General features: G+C 71.4%; 16 protein-coding genes, 1 tRNA gene and 1 rRNA gene. 13 read left to right on the top strand and 5 right to left on the bottom strand.

The features are described 5' to 3' along the window. Positions 1-56: 56 nt before the first annotated feature. From rrf to AB0M76_RS19005, 3 genes are all read left to right on the top strand, one after another. Positions 57-173, top strand: a 5S ribosomal RNA gene (rrf, locus tag AB0M76_RS18995). Between the two features lie 5 nt (positions 174-178). Further along, positions 179-254 (top strand) — tRNA-Thr (locus tag AB0M76_RS19000). Positions 255-427: 173 nt separating this feature from the next. Then, a complete protein-coding gene (locus AB0M76_RS19005) occupies positions 428-1,030 on the top strand; it encodes a DUF308 domain-containing protein (protein WP_365953937.1) in 603 nt (200 codons plus the stop codon). A gap of 7 nt (positions 1,031-1,037) precedes the next feature. Here AB0M76_RS19005 and AB0M76_RS19010 read toward each other — a convergent pair whose 3' ends face one another. After that, entirely contained in the window at positions 1,038-3,563 is a 2,526-nt protein-coding gene (locus tag AB0M76_RS19010; protein WP_365953938.1) for a SpoIIE family protein phosphatase, read from the bottom strand. A gap of 228 nt (positions 3,564-3,791) precedes the next feature. On the opposite strand from AB0M76_RS19010, the gene AB0M76_RS19015 reads away from it, so the two are divergent. From AB0M76_RS19015 to AB0M76_RS19055, 9 genes are all read left to right on the top strand, one after another. Beyond that, complete coding sequence (locus AB0M76_RS19015; RefSeq protein WP_365953940.1) at positions 3,792-9,323, top strand: HAMP domain-containing protein; 5,532 nt, start codon at positions 3,792-3,794, stop codon at positions 9,321-9,323. Positions 9,324-9,600: 277 nt separating this feature from the next. Next, positions 9,601-10,278 (top strand): response regulator, encoded by a 678-nt coding sequence (locus AB0M76_RS19020; protein WP_133896729.1) that lies wholly within the window; start codon positions 9,601-9,603, stop codon positions 10,276-10,278. A gap of 144 nt (positions 10,279-10,422) precedes the next feature. Then, positions 10,423-13,206 carry a DNA translocase FtsK gene (locus AB0M76_RS19025; RefSeq protein WP_365953941.1) on the top strand — a complete coding sequence of 928 codons (2,784 nt, stop codon included), beginning with the start codon at positions 10,423-10,425 and terminating at the stop codon, positions 13,204-13,206. Between the two features lie 217 nt (positions 13,207-13,423). Then, complete coding sequence (locus AB0M76_RS19030; RefSeq protein ID WP_365953942.1) at positions 13,424-14,320, top strand: RodZ domain-containing protein; 897 nt, start codon at positions 13,424-13,426, stop codon at positions 14,318-14,320. 115 nt (positions 14,321-14,435) lie between these two features. Then, positions 14,436-15,947: a 30S ribosomal protein S12 methylthiotransferase RimO gene (gene rimO / locus AB0M76_RS19035; protein WP_365953943.1), complete on the top strand. Its 1,512-nt coding sequence runs from the start codon at positions 14,436-14,438 to the stop codon at positions 15,945-15,947. Continuing rightward, on the top strand, positions 15,944-16,600 hold the full coding sequence (gene pgsA / locus AB0M76_RS19040; protein ID WP_266636184.1) for a CDP-diacylglycerol--glycerol-3-phosphate 3-phosphatidyltransferase: 657 nt from the start codon (positions 15,944-15,946) through the stop codon (positions 16,598-16,600). Before rimO ends, pgsA begins: the two co-directional genes overlap by 4 nt. Positions 16,601-16,686: 86 nt before the next feature. Beyond that, positions 16,687-17,187: a CinA family protein gene (locus tag AB0M76_RS19045; RefSeq protein WP_266672642.1), complete on the top strand. Its 501-nt coding sequence runs from the start codon at positions 16,687-16,689 to the stop codon at positions 17,185-17,187. 109 nt (positions 17,188-17,296) lie between these two features. Continuing rightward, entirely contained in the window at positions 17,297-17,677 is a 381-nt protein-coding gene (locus AB0M76_RS19050) for a helix-turn-helix transcriptional regulator (RefSeq protein WP_030301503.1), read from the top strand. Positions 17,678-17,930: 253 nt separating this feature from the next. After that, complete coding sequence (locus tag AB0M76_RS19055; protein WP_365954145.1) at positions 17,931-18,197, top strand: hypothetical protein; 267 nt, start codon at positions 17,931-17,933, stop codon at positions 18,195-18,197. Here AB0M76_RS19055 and AB0M76_RS19060 read toward each other — a convergent pair. The 4 genes from AB0M76_RS19060 to AB0M76_RS19075 form a co-directional block, all read right to left on the bottom strand. Further along, positions 18,145-18,915 carry an SDR family NAD(P)-dependent oxidoreductase gene (locus AB0M76_RS19060; RefSeq protein WP_365953944.1) on the bottom strand — a complete coding sequence of 257 codons (771 nt, stop codon included), beginning with the start codon at positions 18,913-18,915 and terminating at the stop codon, positions 18,145-18,147. The genes AB0M76_RS19055 and AB0M76_RS19060 overlap by 53 nt on opposite strands. A 36-nt stretch (positions 18,916-18,951) precedes the next feature. After that, a complete protein-coding gene (locus AB0M76_RS19065) occupies positions 18,952-19,749 on the bottom strand; it encodes a DNA-formamidopyrimidine glycosylase family protein (RefSeq protein ID WP_365953945.1) in 798 nt (265 codons plus the stop codon). 146 nt (positions 19,750-19,895) lie between these two features. Beyond that, positions 19,896-20,585, bottom strand: a complete 690-nt coding sequence (locus tag AB0M76_RS19070; RefSeq protein WP_365953946.1) for a hypothetical protein — start codon at positions 20,583-20,585, stop codon at positions 19,896-19,898. Positions 20,586-20,769: 184 nt separating this feature from the next. Beyond that, complete coding sequence (locus AB0M76_RS19075) at positions 20,770-25,386, bottom strand: ATP-dependent helicase (protein ID WP_365953947.1); 4,617 nt, start codon at positions 25,384-25,386, stop codon at positions 20,770-20,772. 105 nt (positions 25,387-25,491) lie between these two features. Here AB0M76_RS19075 and AB0M76_RS19080 point away from each other — a divergent pair, with 105 nt between their 5' ends. Continuing rightward, the gene (locus AB0M76_RS19080; RefSeq protein ID WP_365953948.1) at positions 25,492-26,328 is read left to right on the top strand and encodes an AraC family transcriptional regulator; all 837 of its coding nucleotides are present in this window, start codon (positions 25,492-25,494) and stop codon (positions 26,326-26,328) included. Position 26,329 lies beyond the last annotated feature (1 nt).

A 26,329-nucleotide genomic window follows, 5' to 3' on the forward strand; every position in this document is an offset into this window, starting at 1 on the left:
TTAGTTCTGAAATAACGAACAGCTGTGTCAACACCAGCGTTCAAATTTCATAGTGTTTCGGTGGTCATAGCGTTAGGGAAACGCCCGGTTACATTCCGAACCCGGAAGCTAAGCCTTTCAGCGCCGATGGTACTGCAGGGGGGACCCTGTGGGAGAGTAGGACGCCGCCGAACAACCCGCCCTTTTAGCTCAGTCGGTAGAGCGTCTCCATGGTAAGGAGAAGGTCAACGGTTCGATTCCGTTAAAGGGCTCCAAAGAAAAGGCCCCCGCCTCATGGCGGGGGCCTTTTTGCGTTTCCGGGAGTTGGCCCGTCCGCTGGACGGGCGGGCTGCACCACAACTCTCTAAAATGGGCGGCAAGGGTGGACAAGGCATGACCGGCGGCTTCGCGGTGCCCTGAGGGGCGCCCGGCAGGCCTGGGAGGCGTGATGACCGTACCCTTCGACGCGGCACCGCAGCACCCGCAGAGCGACCCCGAAGACGTCCTCAAGCAGGTCGGAAGCACCTGGCATTGGGCACTCGGCTTCGCCCTCGCGACCCTGATTCCCGGCATCCTGGTACTCGTCTGGCCCGACGAGACGCTGCACATCCTGGCCGTCATCATCGGTCTGCAGCTCCTTGTGGCGGGTGTCTTCCGTTTCGTCAGCGCCTTCTCGCGCAGCAGCGACGGCGGCGGCAGACTGGCGGGCGTCCTGGTCTCCATGCTGGCGTTCCTGGCGGGCGTCCTGGTGCTGCGGCATCCGATGCAGACGATCGGCGCGCTGTCCCTGATCCTCGGGGTGTTCTGGCTGCTGAGCGGAGTACTCACGGCCTACACCGCGATCGCGGACCGTGAGATCCTGCACCGGGGCCTGCTCTTCGGCCTGGGCGTTCTCGGCACCGTCGCCGGAATCGTCGTGCTCTGCTTCCCGGTGGATTCCGCGGTCGCGCTGACACGGCTGCTGGGACTCTGGCTCGTCCTGCTGGGCGTGTTCGAAGTGGTGATGGCCTTCGCACTGCGCTCCGCCACCCGTCACATGAAGCCCGACTAGTCGCGACTTAGTCGCCCTCGCGCTGGTGGGGGACGCGGAAGGCCAGGATCGCCATGTCGTCCGAGGCGGGTTCGGCCGCGAAGCGTTCCACCGCGCGCAGGACGCGGGCGGCGACGGCGCCGGCGGTGAGGCCCGTGCACGTCGTGAGGACCTCGGTGAGGCCGTCGTCGCCCAGCATGCGGGTGCCCTCGCGGCGCTCCGTCACGCCGTCCGTGACGCAGAGGAGGACATCGCCCGGGTCCAGGGTGAGGGTCTGCTCGTAGAGGTCGAGGTCGTCGATCACGCCGAGCAGGGGCTGCGGGTCCGCGGCCGGGGTGACCCGGCCGTCCGGGCGCAGCCGGAGCGGCAGCGGGTGGCCGGCGCAGACGACCTTCATCAGGGCGCCGCCGTCCGGCTGCGGGTGGAGCTCGCCGTACAGGAGGGTGAGGAAGCGGCTGCGGGCGCCCTCGTCGAGGATGGCCGCGTTGAGCCGTTCCAGCACCGCCGGGCCTCCGAGGCCCTCGCGGGCCAGGAGGCGCAGGGCGTGCCGGGCGAGGCCGGTGACGGCGGCCGCCTCGGGGCCCGTACCGCAGACGTCGCCGATGGCGAAGCCGTACGCTCCGTCGCGGATCGGGAAGACGTCGTAGAAGTCGCCGCCCACCTCGTTGCCCTCGCCGGCCGCGCGGTAGATGACCTCGACCTCCATCCCCGGGATGGCGGGGGAGCCGGGCGGGAGCAGGCTGCGTTGCAGGGAGCGGCTGATGGCGGTGCGCTCGGAGTAGAGGCGGGCGTTGTCGAGGGCGAGGGCGGCGCGGCGTGAGAGGTCCTCGGCAAGTTCGAGGATCTCCTGGCGGAAGTGCTCCTCGGACGGCTTGCCGAGGGTGAGCATGCCGATCACGCGGTTGCGGGCCAGGAGGGGGAGGACGACGGTCTCCCCGCCGACCGCCGAGGTCGTCGCGGGCCAGGGGCGGGCGCCGGCCTCGCGGACCGGTTCGGGCGGGCTGACACGGGAGAGCAGGGCCTTGAGGCCGTCGATGCGCTCCTCGTCCTCGTGCAGGACGTACGAGAGGTACGGATCGGAAGACTGGTCGGCGATGGTGTAGACGGCGCACCAGGTCGCCAGGGTCGGGACCGTCATCTGGGCCATGAGGGCCAGGGTCTGGTCCCGGTCGAGGGTGCCGGCGAGCAGGTCGGAGGCCTCGACGAGGAAAGACAGGGAGCCGCGGCGCAGGCGTTCCAGCTCGCCGAGACGGGCGGATTCGACGGCCAGGGCGATGCGGTCGGCGGCGAACTGGAGGCGCAGGGCGTCGGCGTTCGAGTAGCGGCCGGGGTTCTCGGTGGCGACGCCGAGCGAACCGGTGAGCCGGCCCTCGACCTTGAGCGGGACGGTGATCACCGAGCGCATGCCGGTGGCCTCCAGGAGCGGGACGGCTCCGGGGACGGCGGCGAGGTCGTCGTGGACGGCGGGCATGCGGGCGGAGCCGTACCGGTTCGTGCCGGCCTCGACGGGGACGCGGGCGAAGCGCTGGCGGGTGGAGGGGAGCCCGGTCGTGGCGCGGACCTCGAGCTCCGTCTCGTCGTCGGTGGCCAGCAGCAGGAAGGCGGAGTCGGCGTCGAGCATGTCACGGGCGCGTTCGACGGTGCGCTGGAGGAGTCCGTCGAGGTCGTCGGGGGCGGGGGAGCCGATGAAGACCTCGAAGGGGTCCGCGGGGCGGGGCTCGGTGAGCTGGAGGCCGTCGGCGGGTGCCACCCGTACGGGGGTCTGGAGCAGGGCCCGCTCGTCGTCGTGGACCAGCAGGCAGACGATGGAGGGCTCTCCGTGGGCATCGCGGACGCGCAGGTGGGAGGCGTACACGGGGATCACGCGGCCGTCGGCGCCGCGGATGCCGTAGCTGCCCTCCCAGCGGGACAGGCGCAGGGCCTCGGCGATGCCGGTGCCGGTGCCGGGGGTCTGGGGCCAGGCGGCGAGCTCGGCGAGGGGGCGGCCGACGACCTTCTCGGCGGAGTAGCCGAAGACGTGCTCGGCGTCCTCGTTCCAGGCGGAGATGGAGTCGGAGGCGTCGATCTGGAGGACGGCGACGCGGACCCGGCTGTCGGCGAGCGGGAGGAGCCGGTCCGGGACGACGGGCCCGGCGGAGCGGGTACCGACCGGCCGGTCTGGCAGGTCGAGCCGGAACCACACGTGCTTGTGGGTGGCGGTGTACTCGACGCCCCAGCGGGTGGCGAGGGCGGCGCAGAGCATCAGCCCGCGGCCGTTCTCGCGGTCGGGGTCGGCGTACGGGCGCTCGTCGGGGTGCCGGAGCGGGAGCTCGCGTTCGGGATACCGGTCGGCGATCTCGACCCGTACCCCGTCCCCGGAGCGCAGGCACAGGACCTCGGCCTTGGTGCCGGCGTGGACCACGGCGTTGGTGACGAGCTCGCTGGTGAGCACCACGGCGTCGTCGACGATGTCCGCGAAGCCCCAGCCCTGGAGGGTGTCGCGGACGAACGCTCGGGCCGCGGCGACCGAGCGCCCGAGGGGGTCGAAGCTGGCAGCCGCCCGAGCCGTGATCACGAATCTCCTTCGCCGCGGTTGGACATCGGATGCCAGGTTACTTACCTTCACGGTCGGCTTGGTGCCGTCGTCAGGGATTCCACCCACAGGGTGCGGCCGGTGTGCGATGGTGCCGAAGTGTTATGGCCAGGTTCGGCCAGGGTGAAACACTGGGCAGGATCGGATAGCCGGGCGTGCGACTCGCCGGGTGTCGGTGGAACAGCGGTCGACCCTTTCGGGAGGGACACGGTGGAGTCTGGCGCAGCGGTGCGACGTACGGGAACGCGCCCGAAAGGCGGGAGGTCCCGCCGGAACGGCACGACGGAAGTCGATACCGCCGCCCTGAACCGGCTGCTCACGGCCCTGGTGTCGATGCGGGACGGGAATTTCCGCAAGCGGCTGACGGTGTCCGGCGAGGGCGTGATGGCGGAGATCGCCGCCGTCTACAACGAGGTCGCCGACCGCAATCTCCATCTGACGGGAGAGCTCTCCCGGGTGCGGCGGATGGTGGGCCGCGAGGGGAAGCTGAGCGAACGGCTGGAAACAGGTGCCTGCGAGGGTTCCTGGGCGGCCGCGATCGATGCCTCCAACCAGTTGGTGGACGATCTGGCCCGGCCGGTGTCCGAGGTGGGCCGGGTGCTGTCGGCGGTCGCCGAGGGTGATCTGGACCAGCGGATGGAGCTGCGGACGCAGACCGCGGACGGGGCCGGGCATCCGCTGCGCGGTGAGTTCCTGAAGGTCGGGCGTACGGTCAACAACCTGGTCGACCAGCTGTCCGCGTTCACCGACGAGGTGACGCGCGTGGCGCTGGAGGTGGGTACCGAGGGCAAGCTCGGCGGTCAGGCCCAAGTGCGGGGAATGTCGGGTTCTTGGAAGGATCTGACCGACTCCGTCAACACGATGGCGTACCGGCTCACCGCTCAGGTGCGTGATATCGCTCTCGTCACGACGGCGGTCGCGAAGGGCGATCTGTCGCGCAAGGTCACGGTGCACGTGGCCGGCGAGATGCTCCAGCTGAAGAACACCGTGAACACGATGGTGGACCAGCTGTCGTCGTTCTCCTCCGAGGTGACGCGGGTCGCCCGTGAGGTGGGTACGGAGGGTGAGCTCGGCGGCCAGGCGAAGGTGCCCGGGGTCGCGGGTGTGTGGAAGGACCTGACCGACTCCGTCAACACGATGGCGGGCAACCTGACGGCTCAGGTGCGCGGGATCGCGCAGGTCACGACGGCTGTCGCCAATGGTGATCTGTCGCAGAAGGTACGGGTCAGCGCGCGCGGCGAGGTGGCGCAGCTGGCCGAAACGATCAATCAGATGACGGAGACGCTGCGGACCTTCGCGGACGAGGTCACGCGGGTGGCCAGCGAGGTCGGAGCGAAGGGCCTGCTCGGTGGCCAGGCCCAGGTGCCGGGTGCGGCGGGTACGTGGAAGGACCTCACCGATTCGGTGAACACGGTCTTCCGCAACCTCACCACGCAGGTACGGGACATCGCGCAGGTGACGACCGCCGTGGCCAACGGCGATCTGTCGCAGAAGGTCACGGTCAACGTGGCCGGCGAGATGCTGGAGCTGAAGAACACCGTCAACACGATGGTGGACCAGCTCCAGTCCTTCGGTGCGGAAGTGACGCGAGTGGCCCGTGAGGTCGGCGTCGAGGGTGAGCTCGGCGGTCAGGCGCAGGTGCCGGGTGCGGCGGGTACGTGGAAGGACCTCACCGATTCGGTGAACACCGCCTTCCGCAACCTCACCGGCCAGGTGCGCAACATCGCGCAGGTGACGACGGCGGTGGCCAACGGCGACCTGTCGCAGAAGGTCACCGTGGACGTCTCGGGCGAGATGCTCCAGCTGAAGAACACCGTGAACACGATGGTGGACCAGCTGTCGAGCTTCGCCGACCAGGTCACGAGGATGGCGCGGGACGTGGGTACGGAGGGCCGCCTGGGCGGTCAGGCCCGGGTGGAGGGGGTGTCCGGGACGTGGAAGGAGCTCACCGACTCCGTCAACTTCATGGCCGGCAACCTGACCTCCCAGGTGCGCCAGATCGCGCAGGTGACGACGGCGGTGGCCCGCGGTGACCTGTCGCAGAAGATCGACGTGGATGCGCGCGGCGAGATCCTGGAGCTGAAGAACACCATCAACACGATGGTCGACCAGCTCTCCGCCTTCGCCGAGCAGGTGACCCGGGTGGCCCGGGACGTGGGTACGGAGGGCCGCCTCGGCGGTCAGGCGCAGGTGCCGGGCGTGGCCGGTGTCTGGCGCGACCTGACCGACTCGGTGAACGGCATGGCCGGGAACCTGACCTCGCAGGTGCGCAACATCGCGCAGGTCGCGACGGCGGTGGCCCGTGGTGACCTGTCGCAGAAGATCGACGTGGATGCGCGCGGCGAGATCCTGGAGCTGAAGAACACCCTCAACACGATGGTGGACCAGCTCTCGAACTTCGCGGAGCAGGTGACCCGGGTGGCCCGCGAGGTGGGTACGGAGGGCATCCTGGGCGGCCAGGCGGAGGTGAAGGGGGTCTCAGGCACCTGGAAGGACCTCACGCAGTCCGTCAACTTCATGGCGAACAACCTGACCTCTCAGGTGCGCAACATCGCCGAGGTGACGACGGCGGTCGCCATGGGTGATCTCTCCAAGAAGATCACCGTGGACGCCAAGGGCGAGATCCTCGAGCTGGTCACGACCGTCAACACGATGGTGGACCAGCTGTCCTCGTTCGCGGAGCAGGTGACGCGGGTGGCCCGCGAGGTGGGTTCCGAGGGAATCCTCGGCGGCCAGGCCCGGGTGCGCGGGGTGACGGGCATCTGGAAGGACCTGACCGACAACGTCAACCTGATGGCCAACAACCTGACCTCGCAGGTGCGCAACATCTCGCAGGTCTCGGCGGCGGTCGCCAACGGTGATCTGACGAAGAAGGTCACGGTCGAGGCGCGCGGCGAGGTCGCGCAGCTCGCGGACACGGTCAACACGATGGTGAAGACCCTGTCCTCGTTCGCCGACGAGGTGACGCGAGTCGCCCGCGAGGTGGGTACGGAGGGCCGGCTCGGCGGTCAGGCGCACGTGCCGGGGGTCTCCGGGACGTGGAAGGACCTCACCGATTCGGTGAACTTCATGGCCTCGAACCTCACCGGCCAGGTGCGGCAGATCGCCATGGTCACGACCGCCATCGCCAAGGGCGACATGACCAAGAAGATCGACATCGATGCGCGCGGCGAGATCCTGGAGCTCAAGACCACGATCAACACGATGGTCGACCAGCTGTCCTCGTTCGCCGACCAGGTGACGCGGGTGGCCCGCGAGGTGGGCACCGAGGGGATCCTGGGCGGTCAGGCGCGGGTCCGCGACGTGGACGGCACCTGGCGCGACCTCACGGAGTCCGTGAACGAGATGGCCGGGAACCTGACCCGGCAGGTGCGCGCGATCGCGGCCGTGGCCACCGCGGTGACCCGCGGTGACCTCAACCTGAAGATCGACGTGGACGCGGCGGGCGAGATCCAGGTCCTCCAGGACAACATCAACACGATGATCGCGAACCTGCGCGACACCACCTTGGCCAACAAGGAGCAGGACTGGCTGAAGGGCAACCTCGCCCGGATCTCGGCCCTGATGCAGGGCCGCCGCGAGCTGGACGACGTGGCTTCGCTGATCATGAGCGAGCTGACCCCGGTGGTCTCGGCGCAGCACGGGGCGTTCTTCCTGGCGCTTCCGTCGGGCGGCACCACCGAGATCGGGACCGAGGGCGGTCCCGACGGTGCGTACGAGCTGCGGATGCGCGGGAGTTACGCGTACGCGGGCGGTCAGATGCCCACCTCCTTCCGGCCGGGGGAGGGGCTGATCGGGACCGTCGCCGAGGAGAAGCGGACGATCCTCGTCGAGAACACCCCGCCCGGCTACCTGAAGATCTCCTCGGGGCTCGGGGAGGCGCCGCCGGCGCACGTGATCGTGCTGCCGGTGCTGTTCGAGGGGAAGGTGCTCGGCGTCATCGAGCTGGCGTCCTTCCAGCCGTTCACGCAGATCCAGAAGGACTTCCTGAGCCAGATCGCCGAGATGATCGGTACGAGCGTCAACACGATCAGCGTCAACTCCAAGACGGAGATGCTGCTCAAGCAGTCGCAGGAGATGACCGAGCAGCTGCGCGAGCGTTCCGACGAGCTGGAGAACCGGCAGAAGGCGCTTCAGGCGGCCAACGCCGAACTGGAGGAGAAGGCCGAGCTGCTGGCCCAGCAGAACCGGGACATCGAGGTGAAGAACACCGAGATCGAGGAGGCCCGGCAGGTCCTCGAGGAGCGTGCGGAGCAGCTCGCGGTCTCGATGCGCTACAAGTCCGAGTTCCTGGCGAACATGTCGCACGAGCTGCGTACGCCGCTCAACTCGCTGCTGATCCTGGCCAAGCTGCTCGCCGACAACGCGGACGAGAACCTGTCGCCGAAGCAGGTGGAGTTCGCGGAGACCATCCACGGTGCGGGCTCCGACCTGTTGCAGCTGATCAACGACATCCTCGACCTGTCGAAGGTCGAGGCGGGGAAGATGGACGTCTCGCCGACCCGGATCGCGCTGGTCCAGCTCGTGGACTACGTGGAGGCCACCTTCCGGCCGCTGACCGCGGAGAAGGGCCTGGACTTCTCGGTACGGGTCTCCCCGGAGCTGCCCGCGACCCTGCACACGGACGAGCAGCGCCTCCTCCAGGTGTTGCGCAACCTGCTGTCGAACGCGGTGAAGTTCACCGACACCGGGGCGGTGGAGCTGGTGATCCGGCCTGCCGGGTCGGACGTGCCGACGGCGATCCGGGAGCAGTTGCTGGAGGCCGGTTCGCTGCGGGAGGCGGACGGGGACCTGATCGCCTTCTCGGTGACGGACACCGGGATCGGGATCGCGGCGAGCAAGATGCTGGTCATCTTCGAGGCGTTCAAGCAGGCCGACGGAACCACCAGCAGGAAGTACGGCGGTACGGGCCTGGGGCTGTCGATCAGCCGGGAGATCGCCCGGCTGCTGGGCGGGGAGATCCACGCGGCCAGCGAGCCCGGCCGCGGGTCCACGTTCACGCTGTACCTGCCGCTGCACCCGAGTGAGCTGCCGCCGCAGGGGTACGCGCCGCCCACGCCCGGCGGCGGGCGCGGCGAGGTGTACCGCAGGCAGGTCGACGGGCCGCGGCCCGCGCTGCCGGCGGCCCCGGCGGCGCCCGTCACCGCAGCGCAGGTGCAGCCGCAGCACGTACGGCCCGGGGTGCCGGCCGCCGAGACGGCCGGTCAGGGACAGGGCGGCGCTGCGCTGTTCCGGCGGCGGCGCAAGGCGCTGAGCGACCTGGAGCCGCGTACGGCGGTGCCGGGGCAGCCGAACGCGCAGGGACCCGTGGACGGTTGGGCCAATCCGGAAGAGGAGCTTCCGGTGGTGCCCCGGACGTATGACTTCCGCGGTGAGAAGGTGCTCATCGTGGACGACGACGTCCGGAACGTCTTCGCGCTCACTAGTGTGCTGGAGCAGCACGGGCTGGCGGTGCTGTACGCGGAGAACGGCCGGGAGGGCATCGAAGTCCTGGAGCAGCACGACGATGTGACCGTCGTGCTGATGGACATCATGATGCCCGAGATGGACGGGTACGCGACGACCTCGGCGATCCGGCGGATGCCGCAGTTCGCCGGGCTGCCGATCATCGCGCTGACGGCGAAGGCGATGAAGGGGGACCGGGAGAAGGCGATCGATTCCGGTGCTTCCGACTATGTCACCAAGCCGGTCGACCCGGACTATCTGCTGTCGGTGATGGAGCAATGGATGCGCGGCAAGTGATCGACTGCAGAGCGCTCTGATACCAATTGCTGACTGACTGTGGCGAAAACGGTGTGGAAGGGCGGGAGACGGGGAACCTTCTGCTCTCCCACACCGTTTCTGCTTCGTGCACAGTGACATCTTGGTGACAGGGTGTGGCGATCTCGGGACTGGGGCTACGATGACCGGCACAAGGACGGACGGCGTAAGGATGCCGTCCTCTTCTGGGGCGGGGCCCGGCGTACAGGCCGGTGCCAGGAGCCGGGGAGGCCCCATGCCGGGGCGAGGAGGACAGGGCATGGTGCAGAAGGCCAAGATCCTCCTGGTCGATGACCGGCCGGAGAATCTGCTGGCGCTGGAGGCCATCCTCTCCGCGCTCGATCAGACACTGGTCCGGGCGTCGTCGGGGGAGGAAGCGCTCAAGGCGCTGCTGACGGACGATTTCGCGGTCATCCTGCTGGATGTGCAGATGCCCGGGATGGACGGATTCGAGACGGCCGCGCACATCAAGCGGCGTGAACGGACCCGGGACATCCCGATCATCTTCCTCACCGCGATCAACCACGGTCCGCACCACACGTTCCGCGGCTACGCCGCCGGCGCGGTGGACTACATCTCCAAGCCCTTCGACCCGTGGGTGCTGCGGGCCAAGGTCTCGGTGTTCGTGGAGCTGTACACCAAGAACTGCCAGCTCCGGGAGCAGGCGGCGCTGCTGCGGCTCCAGCTGGAGGGCGGCGGCTCGGGCGGCGACAGCAAGGAGACGGCCGGCCTGCTGGCCGAGCTCTCCGCGCGGCTCGCGGCGGTCGAGGAGCAGGCCGAGGCGCTGACCAAGCAGCTCGGCGAGGAATCGGCCGATGCGGCGGTCGTAGCGACCGCGGCCCACCTGGAGCGCAAGCTCACCGGTCTGCGGCGGGCGCTCGATGCGCTCGAGCCCGGGACCGGCGGGGGAGCGCCGGTGCTGCCTGCGCAGAGCTGAGCGTGTCGAGGGGCTGACAGCCGGGCCGTTCGGGCGGGTGCCAGGTCTGGCGGTCCGTCAAAGCACCGACACGGCACGCGACACGAACGGGTGAAGGGGTGGGCACGCGTGTCCACCGGCGCGCGCACCGGTAACCTCGGCCCCATGGCCTCACGTACGTCCGGCAAGGGTTCCCAGAGCACTGCGGGCACCGCGAAGGGCCGCACCGGCCGGACGACGGCGCCGGCGAAGAAGGCGGCCCCCGCCCGCAAGCCTGCCGCGAAGAAAGCCGCGGCGGCCCGGCGCGCCCCCGTCAAGAAGGTGGCGCCCAAGCCCGCGCCGTCCCCGACCGGGGGCGTGGTGCGGCTGGTGCGCGCCCTGTGGCTGGGCTGTGCGCACGCGGTCGGCGCGGTGTTCCGCGGGATCGGCCAGGGGGCCAAGAACCTCGACCCCGCCCACCGCAAGGACGGCGTCGCGCTGCTGCTGCTCGCCCTCGCGCTGATCGTCGCCGCCGGTACCTGGTCGAACCTGAGCGGTCCCGTCGGGGACCTGGTCACCATGCTGATCACAGGTCTCTTCGGGCGACTGGATCTGCTCGTGCCGATCCTGCTCGGCGTCATGGCGGTACGTTTCATCCGCCATCCCGAACAGCCCGACGCCAACGGCCGGATCGGCGTCGGCCTCTCCGCGCTCGTCATCGGGGTGCTCGGCCTCGTGCACATCGCCTGCGGGGCGCCGGGCCGGGACGAGGGCACCACCGCCATGCAGAACGCGGGCGGGCTGATCGGCTGGGGCGCCTCGAAGCCGCTGATCTTCACCATGGGCGCGCCGCTGGCCGTGCCGATGCTGGTGCTGCTCACGATCTTCGGGCTGCTCGTGGTCACGGCGACCCCGGTGAACGCGATCCCGCAGCGGCTGCGGCGGCTCGGCATCCGGCTCGGGATCATCGCCCCGAACGAGTACGACGAGGGCTTCGGGGAGGACGGCGCCGCCGGCCGGCACGACCCCGAGCAGTGGCGGGCCCGCTCCGGCGCCGCCGATTCCGGTGATCATGCCGGCCTCGTCGACCCTGTCGATTCCGCCGACACCGCCGAGGAGCAGGCGCTCGCCCGGCGGCGGCGCCCGCGGCGGACCCCGGTCCGGCCCGCCCGGGAGCGGGAGATGGACGCCGTCGACGTGGCCGCGGCGGCCGCCGCCGCGCTGGACGGCGTGGTCTACGGCGGGATGCCGCCCTCCCCGCTGGTGGCCGACCTGACGCACGGCATCGCCGCCGACCGCGCGGGCGCGGAGGTCACCGCTCCGGTGCCGGCCGCCCGTGAGGAGCGGCCCAAGGCCGCCGCCCCGGAGCCGGCCGGGCCGCCGCACGACACCACCGCCGCGGCTTCCGGGACCTTGGCCGTGCCGGACCTCACCAAAGCCCCTCCGCCGCCCCAGCCGCTGCCGCCCCGCGCCGAGCAGCTCCAGCTGCGGGGGGACATCACGTACGCGCTGCCCTCGCTCGACCTGCTGGAGAAGGGCGGGCCCGGCAAGACCCGCAGCGCCGCCAACGACGCCGTGGTCGCCTCGCTGCGCAACGTGTTCACCGAGTTCAAGGTCGACGCGGACGTCACCGGCTTCACCCGGGGGCCGACGGTCACCCGATACGAGGTCACCCTGGGCGCGGCGGTCAAGGTCGAGCGCATCACCGCCCTGACCAAGAACATCGCGTACGCCGTGGCCTCGCCGGACGTCCGGATCATCAGCCCGATCCCCGGCAAGTCGGCGGTCGGCATCGAGATCCCGAACACCGACCGCGAGATGGTCAACCTGGGGGACGTGCTCCGCCTGGCGGACGCGGCCGAGGACGACCACCCGATGCTGGTGGCGCTCGGCAAGGACGTCGAGGGCGGCTACGTCATGGCGAACCTCGCGAAGATGCCGCACGTGCTCGTCGCCGGCGCCACCGGCTCCGGAAAGTCCTCCTGCATCAACTGCCTGATCACCTCGGTGATGGTGCGGGCCACCCCGGACGACGTCCGGATGGTGCTCGTGGACCCCAAGCGCGTGGAGCTGACGGCGTACGAGGGCATCCCGCACCTGATCACGCCGATCATCACCAACCCCAAGCGGGCCGCCGAGGCGCTCCAGTGGGTCGTGCGCGAGATGGACCTGCGCTACGACGACCTGGCCGCCTTCGGCTACCGCCACATCGACGACTTCAACCGGGCCATCCGGGACGGCAAGATCAAGCTGCCGCCGGGCAGCGAGCGGGAGCTCAGCCCGTACCCGTACCTGCTCGTGATCGTCGACGAGCTCGCCGACCTGATGATGGTCGCCCCTCGCGACGTCGAGGACTCGATCGTCCGTATCACCCAGCTTGCCCGCGCGGCCGGCATCCACCTGGTGCTCGCCACCCAGCGGCCCTCGGTGGACGTGGTCACCGGCCTGATCAAGGCGAACGTGCCTTCGCGGCTCGCGTTCGCCACCTCCTCGCTCGCCGACAGCCGGGTCATCCTCGACCAGCCGGGCGCCGAGAAGCTCATCGGCAAGGGCGACGGGCTGTTCCTGCCGATGGGCGCGAACAAGCCGGTCCGCCTCCAGGGCGCCTTCGTCACCGAGGACGAGATCGCCGGGATCGTGCAGCACTGCAAGGGCCAGATGGCGCCCGTCTTCCGGGACGACGTCACCGTCGGGCAGAAGCAGAAGAGGGAGATCGACGAGGAGATCGGCGACGACCTGGACCTGCTGTGCCAGGCGGCCGAGCTGGTGGTCTCCACCCAGTTCGGGTCGACCTCGATGCTCCAGCGCAAGCTCCGGGTGGGCTTCGCGAAGGCCGGCCGGCTCATGGACCTGATGGAGTCGCGGGGGATCGTCGGCCCGAGCGAGGGGTCGAAGGCGCGCGACGTGCTGGTGAAGGCGGACGAGCTGGACGGGGTCCTCGCGGTCATCCGGGGAGAGACCCAACCGTAATTCTTGGGCGGGCAACCGTTTCCCTTGGGTCCGCGTCAAGTTGAGGGAGGTGGCGGTACCGCGCCCGGTGCCGGTCCGCCGCAGCACCCGGACTTCCTGCTCTGTTCGGATTGCCATTCGGATGGCGTAGGAAGTCCACCCTCCGGTTGCTCCACCCTTTCGTCACCCCCCTAGACTGGACATCCAGCAGGTGGCTACACGCTCGAAAGGCGCCCTCGTGTCCATCGGCAACTCCAACTCCCCCGAAGATGAGCGGCCTTCGACCGACGACCGGTCCGAGGACCGCATCATCGAACCCACAGTCGAAGGACCGTCCATCGGGACGGCCCTGAAGAAGGCCCGGATCACTGCCGGGCTCACTGTCGACGAGGTCAGTTCCACCACCCGCGTGCGCATCCCGATCGTGCACGCGATCGAAGCTGACGATTTCACGCGGTGCGGCGGCGACGTCTACGCCCGCGGTCACATCCGTACGCTCGCCCGCGCCGTCCACCTCGATCCGGAACCCCTGGTCGAGGCGTACGACGCCGCCCACGGTGGCCGGCCGGCACCCACGCCCGCCGCGCCGATGTTCGACGCCGAGCGGATCCGTCCCGAGCGGCAGCGGCCCAACTGGACCGCGGCCATGGTCGCCGCCATCGTCGCCGTGATCGGCTTCGTGGGCTTCACCGCCTTCGGCGGCGGCGACGCGAAGGACAAGCGGCCGGTGGCGGAAGGTTCCGCCTCTCCGCAGGCCGCACCCAAGCAGTCGGCCGGCAAGCCGGCCGCCCAGCCCCCGCAGGCCCCGAAGACGCCCCAGCCGGAGCCCTCGGACAGTGCCATCGCCGCCGCGCCCAAGGACCTCGTCACGGTCGTCCTGACGGCCAACGAGGGCGAGAGCTGGATCTCCGCGAAGGACCACAGCGGCCGCCTGTTGTTCGACGGGACGCTGGCCCCGGGCGAGTCCAAGACCTTTACGGACAAGGAATCCATCGACCTCGTCCTCGGCGACGCCGGGGTCGTGAAGCTCTTCGTGAACGGCAAGGAGATCAAGGACGAATTCCGGCCGGGTCAGGTGGAACGCCTCACATACACCAAGGACGACCCCCGCCAGGGAGCCGCACAGGCGGGCTGATATGGCGCTGAATCCGTGATTCCGGGTCCCCGGAGTGCTGCGCCGCACTCCGGGGATCTTGGTTTACCGGGACTTGGGGCGGGGGTCGGCGTTTGGACAAAGTAGTCTTGAGCCCATGCCCGAACGCCGCACCGTCGCCCTTGTCACTCTTGGCTGCGCCCGTAACGAGGTGGACTCGGAGGAGCTCGCAGGCCGCTTGGCGGCGGATGGCTGGGAGCTCGTCGAGGACGCCGCCGATGCGGACGTAGCCGTCGTCAACACCTGCGGCTTCGTCGAAGCCGCCAAAAAGGACTCCGTAGACGCCCTGCTGGAAGCCAACGATCTCAAGGATCACGGCAAGACCCAGGCCGTCGTCGCCGTCGGCTGCATGGCCGAGCGCTACGGCAAGGAGCTCGCCGAGGCGCTCCCCGAGGCCGACGGCGTGCTCGGCTTCGACGACTACGCCGACATCTCCGACCGCCTGCAGACCATCCTCAACGGCGGCATCCACGCCTCCCACACCCCGCGTGACCGGCGCAAGCTGCTCCCGATCAGCCCTGCGGCCCGCCAGGACACCAAGGTGGCGCTGCCCGGCCACGCGCAGGCTGTGCCCGGTGAGCCGACTTCGTCGGCGGAGGTCGCCGAAGCCCCCGCCGACCTGCCGGACGGGGTCGCCCCCGCCTCCGGGCCGCGCGCGCCGCTGCGCCGCCGCCTGGACAAGAGCCCGGTCGCGTCGGTCAAGCTCGCCTCCGGATGCGACCGCCGCTGCTCCTTCTGCGCCATCCCGTCCTTCCGCGGCTCCTTCATCTCCCGCCGCCCCAGCGACGTGCTGGGCGAGACGCGCTGGCTCGCCGAGCAGGGCGTCAAGGAGATCATGCTGGTCTCCGAGAACAACACCTCGTACGGCAAGGACCTCGGCGACATCCGCCTGCTGGAGACCCTGCTGCCCGAGCTGGCCGAGGTGGACGGCATCGAGCGCGTCCGCGTCAGCTACCTCCAGCCCGCCGAGATGCGTCCCGGCCTGATCGACGTGCTGACCTCGACCCCCAAGGTCGTGCCGTACTTCGACCTGTCCTTCCAGCACTCGGCCCCCGACGTGCTGCGCGCCATGCGCCGCTTCGGTGACACCGACCGGTTCCTGGAGCTGCTGGACACCATCCGCAGCAAGGCCCCGCAGGCCGGCGTCCGGTCCAACTTCATCGTCGGCTTCCCCGGCGAGAGGGAGTCGGACTTCGCCGAGCTGGAGCGGTTCCTCACCCACGCGCGGCTCGACGCGATCGGCGTCTTCGGCTACTCCGACGAGGACGGCACCGAGGCCGTCACGTACGACGGCAAGCTGGACGAGGACACGATCGCCGAGCGGCTCGCCCACATGCAGCGGCTCGCCGAGGAGCTCACCTCGCAGCGCGCGGAGGAGCGGATCGGAGAGACCCTGGAGGTACTCGTCGAGTCCGTCGAGGCGGTCGACGACGAGGGTGACGGCGCCTACGGGCGCGCCGCGCACCAGGCGCCCGAGACCGACGGCCAGGTCGTCTTCACGGACAGCACGGGCCTGGTGCCCGGCCGTATCGTGACGGCCAAGGTGGTCGGCACACTGGGCGTGGACCTGGTGGCCGAACCCCTGCACCTCGAGGAGGCGGCCGGATGACCGGAGTCCCGGCATCTGCGGCGGGCGGGACCGGCCGCCGGCCCGCGCCCGGCGCGAAGCTGGGGGCTGCGGCGGTCGATCAGGCCAGCCTGTGGAACATCGCCAACATCCTGACGATGATCCGGCTCGTCCTGGTGCCGGGATTCGTGTTGCTCCTCCTCGCCGACGGCGGGTACGACCCGGTGTGGCGCGCGTGGGCCTGGGCCGCGTTCGCCGTCGCCATGATCACGGACATCTTCGACGGGCACCTTGCCCGTACGTACAACCTGGTCACGGACTTCGGGAAGATCGCCGACCCCATCGCCGACAAGGCGATCATGGGGTCGGCTTTGATCTGTCTCTCCTGGCTGGGTGACCTGCCCTGGTGGGTGACCGGGCTGATCCTCGGGCGGGAACTCGGGATCACGCTCATGCGTTTCTGGGTCATCAGGTACGGAGTGATTCCCGCCAGCCGGGGCGGCAAGCTCAAGACCCTGGCCCAGGGAACGGCGGTGGGTATGTACGTGCTCGCACTGACCGGGGCGCTGGCGACCATGCGCTTCTGGGTGATGGCGGTCGCTGTCGTGCTGACCTTGGTCACCGGTTTGGATTACATCCGCCAGGCCGTGGTGCTGCGGCGCAAGGGTCTGGCTGCGGAGCAGGCCGCAAGGTGACACAACCGGTGGGGGAATCTCCGGTGGCCGGTGGGGCGGCTCCGGATGTCGCGGGGGCGGCGGCCGGGACCGGGGACACCGCCGCGATCGCTGCGGAGGTGCTGCGCCTCCTTGCGGAGAGTGACCAGACCCTCGCCGTCGCCGAGTCGCTGACGGGCGGGATGGTCGCCGCGGAACTCACGGCCGTCGCCGGGGCCTCCCGGTCCTTCCGCGGTTCGGTCACGGCGTACGCGACGGAGCTGAAGCACCGGCTCCTGGGGGTGGACGCCGAGCTGCTGGCCGCCGAAGGCGCGGTGAACGCGCAGGTAGCGACCGAGATGGCGGCCGGGGTGCGGCGCGTGCTGGGGGCTTCGTGGGGGATCGCGACCACCGGGGTGGCCGGTCCGGACCCGCAGGACGGGCAGCCGGTGGGCACCGTTTTCATCGCAGTGGCGGGTCCGGTGGGCAGGAAAACCGTCCCGCTGAGGTTGAACGGCTCCCGCACGGAAATCCGTAGGGAGAGTGCACGGACAGTGCTCGAACTGCTCTCGAGCGAACTCCGCGAGAATGTGCGGGGGCAGGATACGGAACAGAACGGGGGGATTTGATGTTTGCAGCCCTGAGTGAACACGACATAGCTCCCCGCACGGCCGCGGCGCGAGGCGGTACGGTGGGGCGTGAAGGATGCGGCTACACGGTCAGAGGAGGGAGCCACCGATGATTCTGCTCCGTCGCCTGCTGGGTGACGTGCTGCGTCGGCAGCGCCAGCGCCAGGGCCGTACTCTGCGCGAAGTCTCCTCGTCCGCCCGAGTTTCTCTCGGCTATCTTTCCGAGGTGGAGCGGGGGCAGAAGGAGGCATCCTCCGAGCTGCTCTCCGCGATCTGCGACGCGTTGGACGTACGGATGTCCGAGCTGATGCGCGAGGTCAGTGACGAGCTGTCGCTGGCTGAGCTGGCGCAGTCGGCCGCGGCAAGCGAACCGGTGACGGTGCCGGTCCGCCCGATGCTCAATTCGGTCTCCGTGACTTCGGTTGCGGGTGGCCCGGAGCGGGTGACCATCAAGGCGCCTGCGGAAGCGGTGAATGTCGTAGCCGCTTGAGCTCGATGCGCGAGCTGTGAAGAAATGAGCGTGGCCGGAGCCCCGGTCGGTGTGTGATGCACCGGCCGGGGCTCCGTGCCGTTCGCTGCGCTTGCAGGGGCCTGTGGCGCGGCCCGGGGCCGCCCGCCGGCCCGCTGCGTGCCGTGCTGTTCTGGGTGCGGGGGCGGAGGGGTTGCGGGACGATGGTCCCGTCCGGGTCCCCGGCCGCTGGGAGGTAGCCGTGCGGCGGTTACTCATACCCCTCGCGCTGGCGATGGGCGTGTTGTGGTGGTGGGCGGTGCTGCGGCTGGCGCTGGCCCCGGGCGAGTCGGGGCCGGTGGAGGGCGCCGTGGCGGTGGGCGGCTGGGGGCTGGGCCTGCTGCCGGTGCACTGCACGCCGAGGCCCGTACGCAGGGCCCGGCGGGCGGCGGGCGGCGGCGCGGAGCCCGACGGCGCGGAGCCCGATGGGGCGGCGGCCGACCGGGCGGCTACCAGGGCATCGACACTCCCCCGTTCGGGCGGAGGATCTGGCCCGTCATGAAGGACGAGGCGTCCGAGGCGAGGTAGAGCACGGCCTGGGCGATGTCCTCGGGCTCGCCGACGCGGCGCAGGGGGGACATCCGGACCATCGCGGCCTCGGTCTGCTCCTGGACCTCGGGGCTGTGCCGGCCGGTCATCGGGGTGCGGATCCAGCCGGGGGCGACGGCGTTGACGCGGATGCCGTGGGGGCCGGCCTCGGTGGCGAGGGTCTTGGTGAGCTGGACGACGGCGGCCTTGGCGGCGCTGTAGCAGAGCAGGCCGGGCTGGGCGGCGTCCACGGCGCCGGAGGCCATGGTGACGATCGAGCCGGGGCGGCCGGCCGCGATCATGGCGCGGGCGGCCTCCTGGCAGGTGCGCAGAATGCCCTTGAAGTTGATGTCCAGGACCCGGTCGAGGTCTTCGTCGGCCGTCTCCAGAACGCTGCTGGTGTGCATGATCCCGGCGATGGCGGCGGTGATGTCGAGCGGTCCGGCGGCTGCGACGGCGGCGCGCAGGGCTGCGCGGTCGGTGACGTCGAGGGGGTGGACGGTGGCGGATCCGCCGGCCTTGGCGACGAGGTCCGCCGTCTCGGCGAGGCCGGGCCCGTCGCGGTCCGCGCAGTGTACGGCGGCGCCCGCCCCGGCGAGGAGGACGGCGGTGGCGCGGCCTATGCCGCTCGCGGCGCCGGTGATCAGGGCGGTCCGGCCGGAGAGGTCGTACGGGGCTCTGGGTGTGGGCATGCCGGGACCGTACGACCGGATCTGACGGAGCGTCAACTAGGCTGTCGGGCCGGGTTGGCAGTGGGGGCACCAGTAGGTCGGGCGGTCGTTCTGCGGGGCCTCGCGGATGGGGGTGCCGCAGCGCAGGCAGGGGCGGTGCGTGCGGCCGTAGACGAAGAGCTCCTGGCCGGGGCGGCGGCTGCCGGTGGTGTTGCGGATCCGGTGGTCGCCGATGTTGGCGCGCAGCAGGCGGTGGGCGGCGCCGGCGAGGCGGACGGCGGTGGTCGCGGGGTCGGGGAGGTCGCCGACCGGGGTCCAGGGGGTGACCTGGGCCAGGAAGCAGAGCTCGCTCTTGTAGATATTGCCGATGCCGGCCAGGTTGCGCTGATCGAGCAGGGCCTCGCCGAGGGGGCGCCCGGGGGTGGCGAGGAGGTGCGCGGCGGCTTGGTCGGCGTCCCAGTCCGGGCCGAGGAGATCGGGGCCGAGGTGGCCGACGGCGCGGTCCTCTTCGGCGGTGCGGAGCAGTTCGACGACGGGGAGCCGGTAGCCGACGGCCGTGTGCCCGGCGGTGCCGAGGACGGCGCGGATCTCGTGGGCGGGGCCGCCGTGCCACCTCTCTTGCGCGGCGAAGACGCGCCAGGCGCCGTCCATGCCCAGGTGGGTGTGGAGGGTGAGGCCGCCTTCGAAGCGGGCGAGGAGGTGTTTGCCGCGCGGGGTGACGTCCAGGGTGGTGCGGCCGGTGAGGTCGGCGGTGGCGAAGCGGGGGACGCGCAGGTCGCAGCGGGCCAGCTCGTGGCCGGCCAGGGCCGTGTGCAACCGGGCCGCCACACGCCAGACGCTGTCTCCTTCGGGCATGGCGCCATTGTCGCCCCGCGGGGGCCGGGGGATGCGCGGTGCGCGGTGGGCCGGGACGGCCGGAGCCCCCGCCGCGCTGTGGCGCGGCGGGGGCTCCGGCCGGCAGGGAAGGTGCGGAGGTGACCGCCACCGCTTCCGCTGGGCTGCTACTTCCAGAAGAGGCCCTTGCCGTCGTTCAGGTTGTTGTACGGGTCGCCCCAGTACTCGGCGCCGACCACCTTCGTCTGGGCCGAGGGCGCCAGGGCGATCGCGCAGCTGGTCTGCGTCTGGCCGTTGGTGAAGCCCTTCGGCAGCGTCTCGTCCTTGCACTTCTCGAACTTGCCGATGACGGAGACGCCCTGGGCTTCCGTGCCGTCCGGGAGCAGGCCCTTCATGTGGCCCACGGAGGCGTACGAGAGGTCCACGGTGCCGATGTTCTTGACCGAGTAGCGGACGTAGTAGGGGATCATCCCCTTGACCTTGTCGCCCAGCTTGAGCGCGTCCAGGTCGGCCGGCTGGCCCTGCTCGACGGCGGTGACGGTGAGGGCGATGGTGCCGCCCTTGGTGCTGCCGTAGCTGAACGGCACCTGCGCCGTCTCGCCGATCTTGAAGGTCTGGCCGGGCTTCGCTTGGCCCGCCGCGCCGGCAGGGGCCTGGCCGCCGCCGGTGGAGGGGCTGGCCGGGGTGCTGGGCTGCGCGGAGTCGTATCCGCCCGAGCTCGGCTGGGCGGCCGGCGCGCTCGACTGCGCGGGTGCGACCTCTTCGTTGCCGTTCTTGCAGCCGGTGAGGGTCAGGGTTCCGGCAACCGCCAGACCGATGACGCCCGTTGTCGCTCGCCGCATGGTGTTGGTGCTCACTTTTCTGCTCCCCCATGAGTGTGATCTTTTGACGTGGCATCGTCATGCTTGATGCCTGCGGTGATCTTGATAGTCCAGAAAAGGGCGGGGTTGCCAGTCGAGAGGGGCTTCGTGACGTGCTCAAGACATAAGTGGAACGTAAGCGCGATGGTCGAGACCGGAATGTCGGATTCGGCTGCCGGATTCACGAGCGCAGGCGCAGGCCCCGCGGGGTGGCGTGGAATCCGGCGGTCTCGAGGACCTGGCCCAGGGGAGAGGTCAACGCCGGGGTGGCGTTGATGCGTTCCACCGTGAGCGCCGGGAGGGTGCCGATCCGGGACCCGGCCGCCAGGGCCGCGGTGGCCGCCGCCAGGCGGGGGTCGTCCGCCGGGGGCCAGGCCAGCAGCGTCTTGCCGCCCCGCTCGAGGTACAGGGTGAGCTCGCCGTCGACCAGGACCACCAGCGAGCCCGCCTTGCGGCCCGGCTTGTGGGTGGCCCCGGCCGGGGGCTCCGGCCAGGGCAGGGCCGCCCCGTACGCGTTCGCCGGATCGGCGGCCGCCAGGACCACCGCCGCCAGCGGGGGCGGGTTCCGCTCGGCCGACCGCAACCGGTCCACCGCCCCGTCCATCGCGAACTGGGCCGCGCCCAGGCCTTCCACCACATAGCCCCGGCGGGCCTGGCCGCTGTCCTCGAAGGCCGACAGGACGCGGTACACCGCGCTGAAGCCTCCCTCGACGCCTTCGGCGGCCACCGCGCCCCGCGTGACCACCCCGTGCCGGTCCAGCAGGGTCCGGGCCAGCGCGTGCGCCCGGTGGGTGGGGTCGGGGGCCCGGGCGGGCAGCAGCGACCAGCGGCCGGACACCGTGGGCGGGCCCGTGCGGGACACCTGCGCGCCGAGCGTCCCGTACCGGCCGCGGGGGATCGTGCGCCGGGCCCGGTGGGCGGTGGCGCCCGCCGTACGGCCCGAGCCGAGCAGGGAGCGCAGCGGGGACAGGGTGTCGTTCGTCAGCCGGCCCGACCAGGCCAGGTCCCAGACGGCCTCGGACAGTTCGAGGTCGGTGGCCTCGGACCACTTGGCGCGCACCGATTCCGCGAGCTGGCGGAAGAACAGCCCGTACCCGCCGGACAGAGTGTCGAGGATCGACTGGTGAAGAGGCGTCAGCTCCAGCGGGTGCGGCGGCGGCAGCAGCAACGGGGCCGCGTCCGCCAGGTAGAGCGAGACCCAGCCGTCCTTGCCCGGGAGGGCCCCGGCGCCCGCCCAGACCACCTCGCCGGTGGTGGTGAGCTCGTCCAGCAGGGTCGGGGAGTACCCCGAGACCCGCGAGGGCAGAATCAGCCGCTCCAGCGCCGAGGCGGGGACCGGGGCGCCCTGGAGCTGTTCCACGGCCCGGGCCAGGCCGTCGATGCCGCGCAGGGCACCGCCCAGGTGCTGCCACTGCGGCAGGAACGTGGCCAGGGAGGCCGGCGGCACCGGCTCCAGCTCCTGGCGCAGCGCCGCCAGGGAGCGGCGGCGCAGCCTGCGCAGCACGGTCGCGTCGCACCACTCCTGGCCGATGCCGGCCGGGTGGAACTCGCCCTGCACGACCCGGCCCGCCGCCGCGAGCCGGTGCAGGGCGCCCTCGGTCACCGCCGCGCCCAGGCCGAACCGGGCAGCCACGGCGGTCGTGGTGAACGGCCCGTGGGTGCGGGCGTACCGGGCCAGGAGGTCGCCGAGCGGGTCCTTGACCGGCTCGGTGAACGCCTCCGGGACCCCGACCGGGAGCGCCGTGCCGAGCGCGTCGCGCAGCCGGCCCGCGTCCTCGATCGCCGCCCAGTGGTCCGCGCCGCCGATCCGGACCGCGATGGCCCGGCGGGCCTGGGCCAGCGCCTTCGGCCAGGCCGGGTCGGCGCCGCGCTCGGCCAGTTCGGCCGTGGTCAGCGGGCCGAGCAGGCGCAGCAGGTCGGCCACGGACTCGGCGTCCTTGGCCCGCCGGTCCTCGGTCAGCCACTGGAGCTCCCGCTCCAGCTCCTCCAGTACCTCCGCATCGAGCAGTTCGCGCAGCTCGGCCTGGCCGAGCAGCTCCGCCAGCAGGCGGGAGTCCAGCGAGAGCGCGGCCGCCCTGCGCTCGGCGAGCGGCGAGTCCCCCTCGTACAGGAACTGGGCGACGTACCCGAAGAGCAACGAGCGTGCGAAGGGGGACGGTTCGGGGGTGGTGACCTCGACCAGGCGGACCCGGCGCGCCTCGATGTCCCCCATCAGCTCCGTCAGGCCCGGTACGTCGAAGACGTCCTGGAGGCATTCCCGTACGGCTTCCAGCACGATCGGGAACGATCCGAACTCCGAAGCCACCTGGAGCAGTTGGGAGGCGCGCTGGCGCTGCTGCCACAGCGGGGTGCGCTTGCCGGGACTGCGGCGGGGCAGCAGCAGGGCGCGCGCCGCACACTCGCGGAACCGGGAGGCGAACAGGGCGGAGCCGCCCACCTGGTCGGTGACGATCTGGTTGATCTCGCCGTGGTCGAAGGCGACGTCCGCGGCGCCCAGCGGGGCCTGTTCGTCGTCGAACTCGAATGAGTGGGAGGCAGCAGGGTCGTGGTCGAGCAGGTCCATGGAGAGCAGGTCCGCATCGGGCAGCCGGAGCACGATCCCGTCGTCGGCATGCATGACCTGCGCATCCATGCCGTACTTCTCGGCGAGGCGGGCGCCGAGGGCCAGCGCCCAGGGGGCGTGCACCTGGGCGCCGAACGGGGAGTGGACCACGACCCGCCAGTCGCCGAGCTCGTCGCGGAACCGCTCGACCACGATCGTCCGGTCGTCCGGGACGTGGCCGCAGGCCTCGCGCTGCTCCGCGAGGTACGCGAGGACGTTCTCCGCGGCCCACGCGTCGAGGCCGGCCGCCAACAGCCGCAGCCGGGCGTCCTCCTCGGGCAGCCCGCCGAGCTCGCGCAGGAACGCGCCCACCGCGCGGCCCAGTTCCAGCGGCCGGCCCAGCTGGTCGCCCTTCCAGAACGGCAGCCGGCCGGGGACCCCGGGGGCGGGGGAGACCAGGACCCGGTCGCGGGTGATGTCCTCGATCCGCCAGGAGGTGGTGCCCAGGGTGAACACATCGCCCACGCGGGACTCGTAGACCATCTCCTCGTCGAGCTCGCCGACCCGGCCGCCGCCCTTCTTCGGGTCCGCGCCCGCGAGGAACACGCCGAACAGCCCGCGGTCGGGGATCGTGCCGCCGGAGGTGACCGCCAGCCGCTGCGCGCCGGGGCGGCCGGTGATCGTCCCCGCCACCCGGTCCCAGACGACCCGCGGTCTGAGCTCCGCGAACGCATCGGACGGATACCGGCCCGCCAGCATGTCCAGGACCGCGGTGAACGCCGACTCCGGCAGCGCCGCGAACGGCGCCGCCCGCCGCACCAGCGCCAGCAGCTCGTCCAGCTGCCACGTGTCCATCGCGGTCATCGCGACCAGCTGCTGCGCGAGGACGTCCAGCGGGTTCGACGGGATGCGGAGCGACTCGATGGACCCGGTGCGCATCCGCTCGGTGACCACCGCCGCCTGGACCAGGTCCCCGCGGTACTTGGGGAACACGACCCCCGTGGAGACCGCGCCCACCTGGTGCCCGGCCCGGCCCACGCGCTGGAGCCCGGAGGCCACCGAGGGCGGGGACTCCACCTGCACCACCAGGTCCACGGCGCCCATGTCGATGCCCAGTTCCAGACTGGAGGTGGCGACCACGGCGGGCAGCCGGCCCGCCTTCAGATCCTCCTCCACCAGCGCCCGCTGCTCCTTGGAGACCGAGCCGTGGTGCGCCCGCGCCAGCAGCGCCGGGGCGCCGTGGGCGGCCCCCGACTGCGCCATGATCTCGGCCGGCGGCGCGCCCTCGGGCAGCTTCTCGCCCATGGCGCGCTCGTACGCGATCTCGTTCAGCCGGTTGCACAGCCGCTCGGCGAGGCGGCGGGAGTTGGCGAACACGATCGTGGAGCGGTGCGCCTGGACCAGGTCCGCGATCCGCTCCTCCACATGCGGCCAGATCGAGGGCCTGTCCCCGCCGTCCTTCCCCTCGGAGGCCGGTGATCCTCCCCCTGGCTTCGCCGGGGGGACCCCCACAAGCTCGCCCATGTCCTGCACCGGGACGACCACGGACAGGTCGAACTCCTTCGCCGAGGGCGGCTGGACGATCTCGACCTTGCCGCGCGGCGCGAGGTACCGGGCCACCTCGTCCACCGGCCGGACCGTCGCCGACAGCCCGATCCGGCGCGCCGGGCGCGGCAGCAGCTCGTCCAGCCGCTCCAGGGACAGGGCCAGGTGCGCGCCGCGCTTGGTCCCCGCGACCGCGTGCACCTCGTCCAGGATCACCGTCTCGATCCCGGCCAGTGCGTCCCGCGCCGCCGAAGTCAGCATCAGGAACAGCGACTCGGGCGTGGTGATCAGGATGTCCGGCGGCCGGGTGGCCAGCGACCGCCGCTCGGCCGGCGGGGTGTCCCCCGAGCGGATCCCCACCCGGATCTCCGGCTCGGGCAGGCCCAGGCGGACCGACTCCTGGCGGATCCCGGTCAGGGGGCTGCGCAGGTTCCGCTCCACGTCGACCGCGAGGGCCTTCAGCGGGGACACGTACAGCACCCGGCAGCGCTTCTTCGGCTCGGCCGGCGGCGGGGTGGACGCGAGCTGGTCGAGGGCGGCGAGGAAGGCGGCCAGGGTCTTCCCGGAGCCGGTCGGCGCGACGACGAGCACGTCGGAGCCCTCCCGGATGGCCCGCCAGGCTCCCTCTTGCGCGGAGGTGGGCTGGAGGAAGGCCCCCGTGAACCAGGAGCGGGTCGCGGGGGAGAACGAGTCGAGCGCAGAGCCGGCCATGCCCCCATCCTGCACCCGGGCACCGACAATGGCCCGGACCTGGGGAAACACCCGGACCGGGCCCGGCCCTGATCCGCCGGCCACCCCGAGGCGGAGAATGGGGGGATGGCGGACGAGGCGGTCGAGCGGGAGTGGGCCCGGCACTGGCAGTACGCGGAACTGCCCGGCCTGGACCTGCTGCGGGCCCACTACGTACGCCACACCTTCCCGCGCCACGCCCACGACGGGTACGTCATCGCGGCGGTCACCGGCGGCATCGAGGAAGTCGGCCTGCCCGGCGGCATCGTGCGGGCCGGGCCCGGGAGCGTGGTCCTGATCAACCCCGAGGTGCCGCACACCGCGCGGGCCGGGGTTCCGGAAGGCTGGGCCTACGCCACCCTGTACCCCTCCCGGGAGCTGATCGCCGAGGTCGCCGCGGAGATCGGCAGCCTGCGCGGAACCCCCGGCTTCACCGCCGACTCGGTCGCCGACCCGCAGACCTCGCACGTGATCACCGAGGTACACCGGGCCGCCGAGGAGGGCAACGCGCTGGCCGCCGACACGCTGCTGCGCCGTGCGGTGGCGCGGATGCTGACCCGGCACGCCGGGCCGCTGCCCGTCCGTACCGTCCGCAGCGCCGGAGCCGCCGACGCCGCGGCGGCCCGGGCGGTGCTCCAGGAGCGGATGGCGCAGCCGCCGTCGCTGGAACGGCTGGCCGCGGAGCTGGGGACCAGCCCGTTCGCCCTGCTGCGGGCCTTCCGGGAGCGGTACGGGATGCCGCCGCACACCTGGCTGACCGACGCCCGGGTCCGGCAGGCCCGCCGGCTGCTCGACGCGGGCACCCCGCCCGCGGAGGCGGCCGTAGCGGTCGGCTTCACCGACCAGCCGCACCTGAACCGGCACTTCACCCGCATCGTCGGCGTGCCGCCGGGCGCGTACCGACGGGGGCGGGCGGGCGGTTAGG

Source organism: Streptomyces sp. NPDC051364 (assembly GCF_040682115.1).
In the GTDB taxonomy this organism is placed as follows: domain Bacteria; phylum Actinomycetota; class Actinomycetes; order Streptomycetales; family Streptomycetaceae; genus Streptomyces.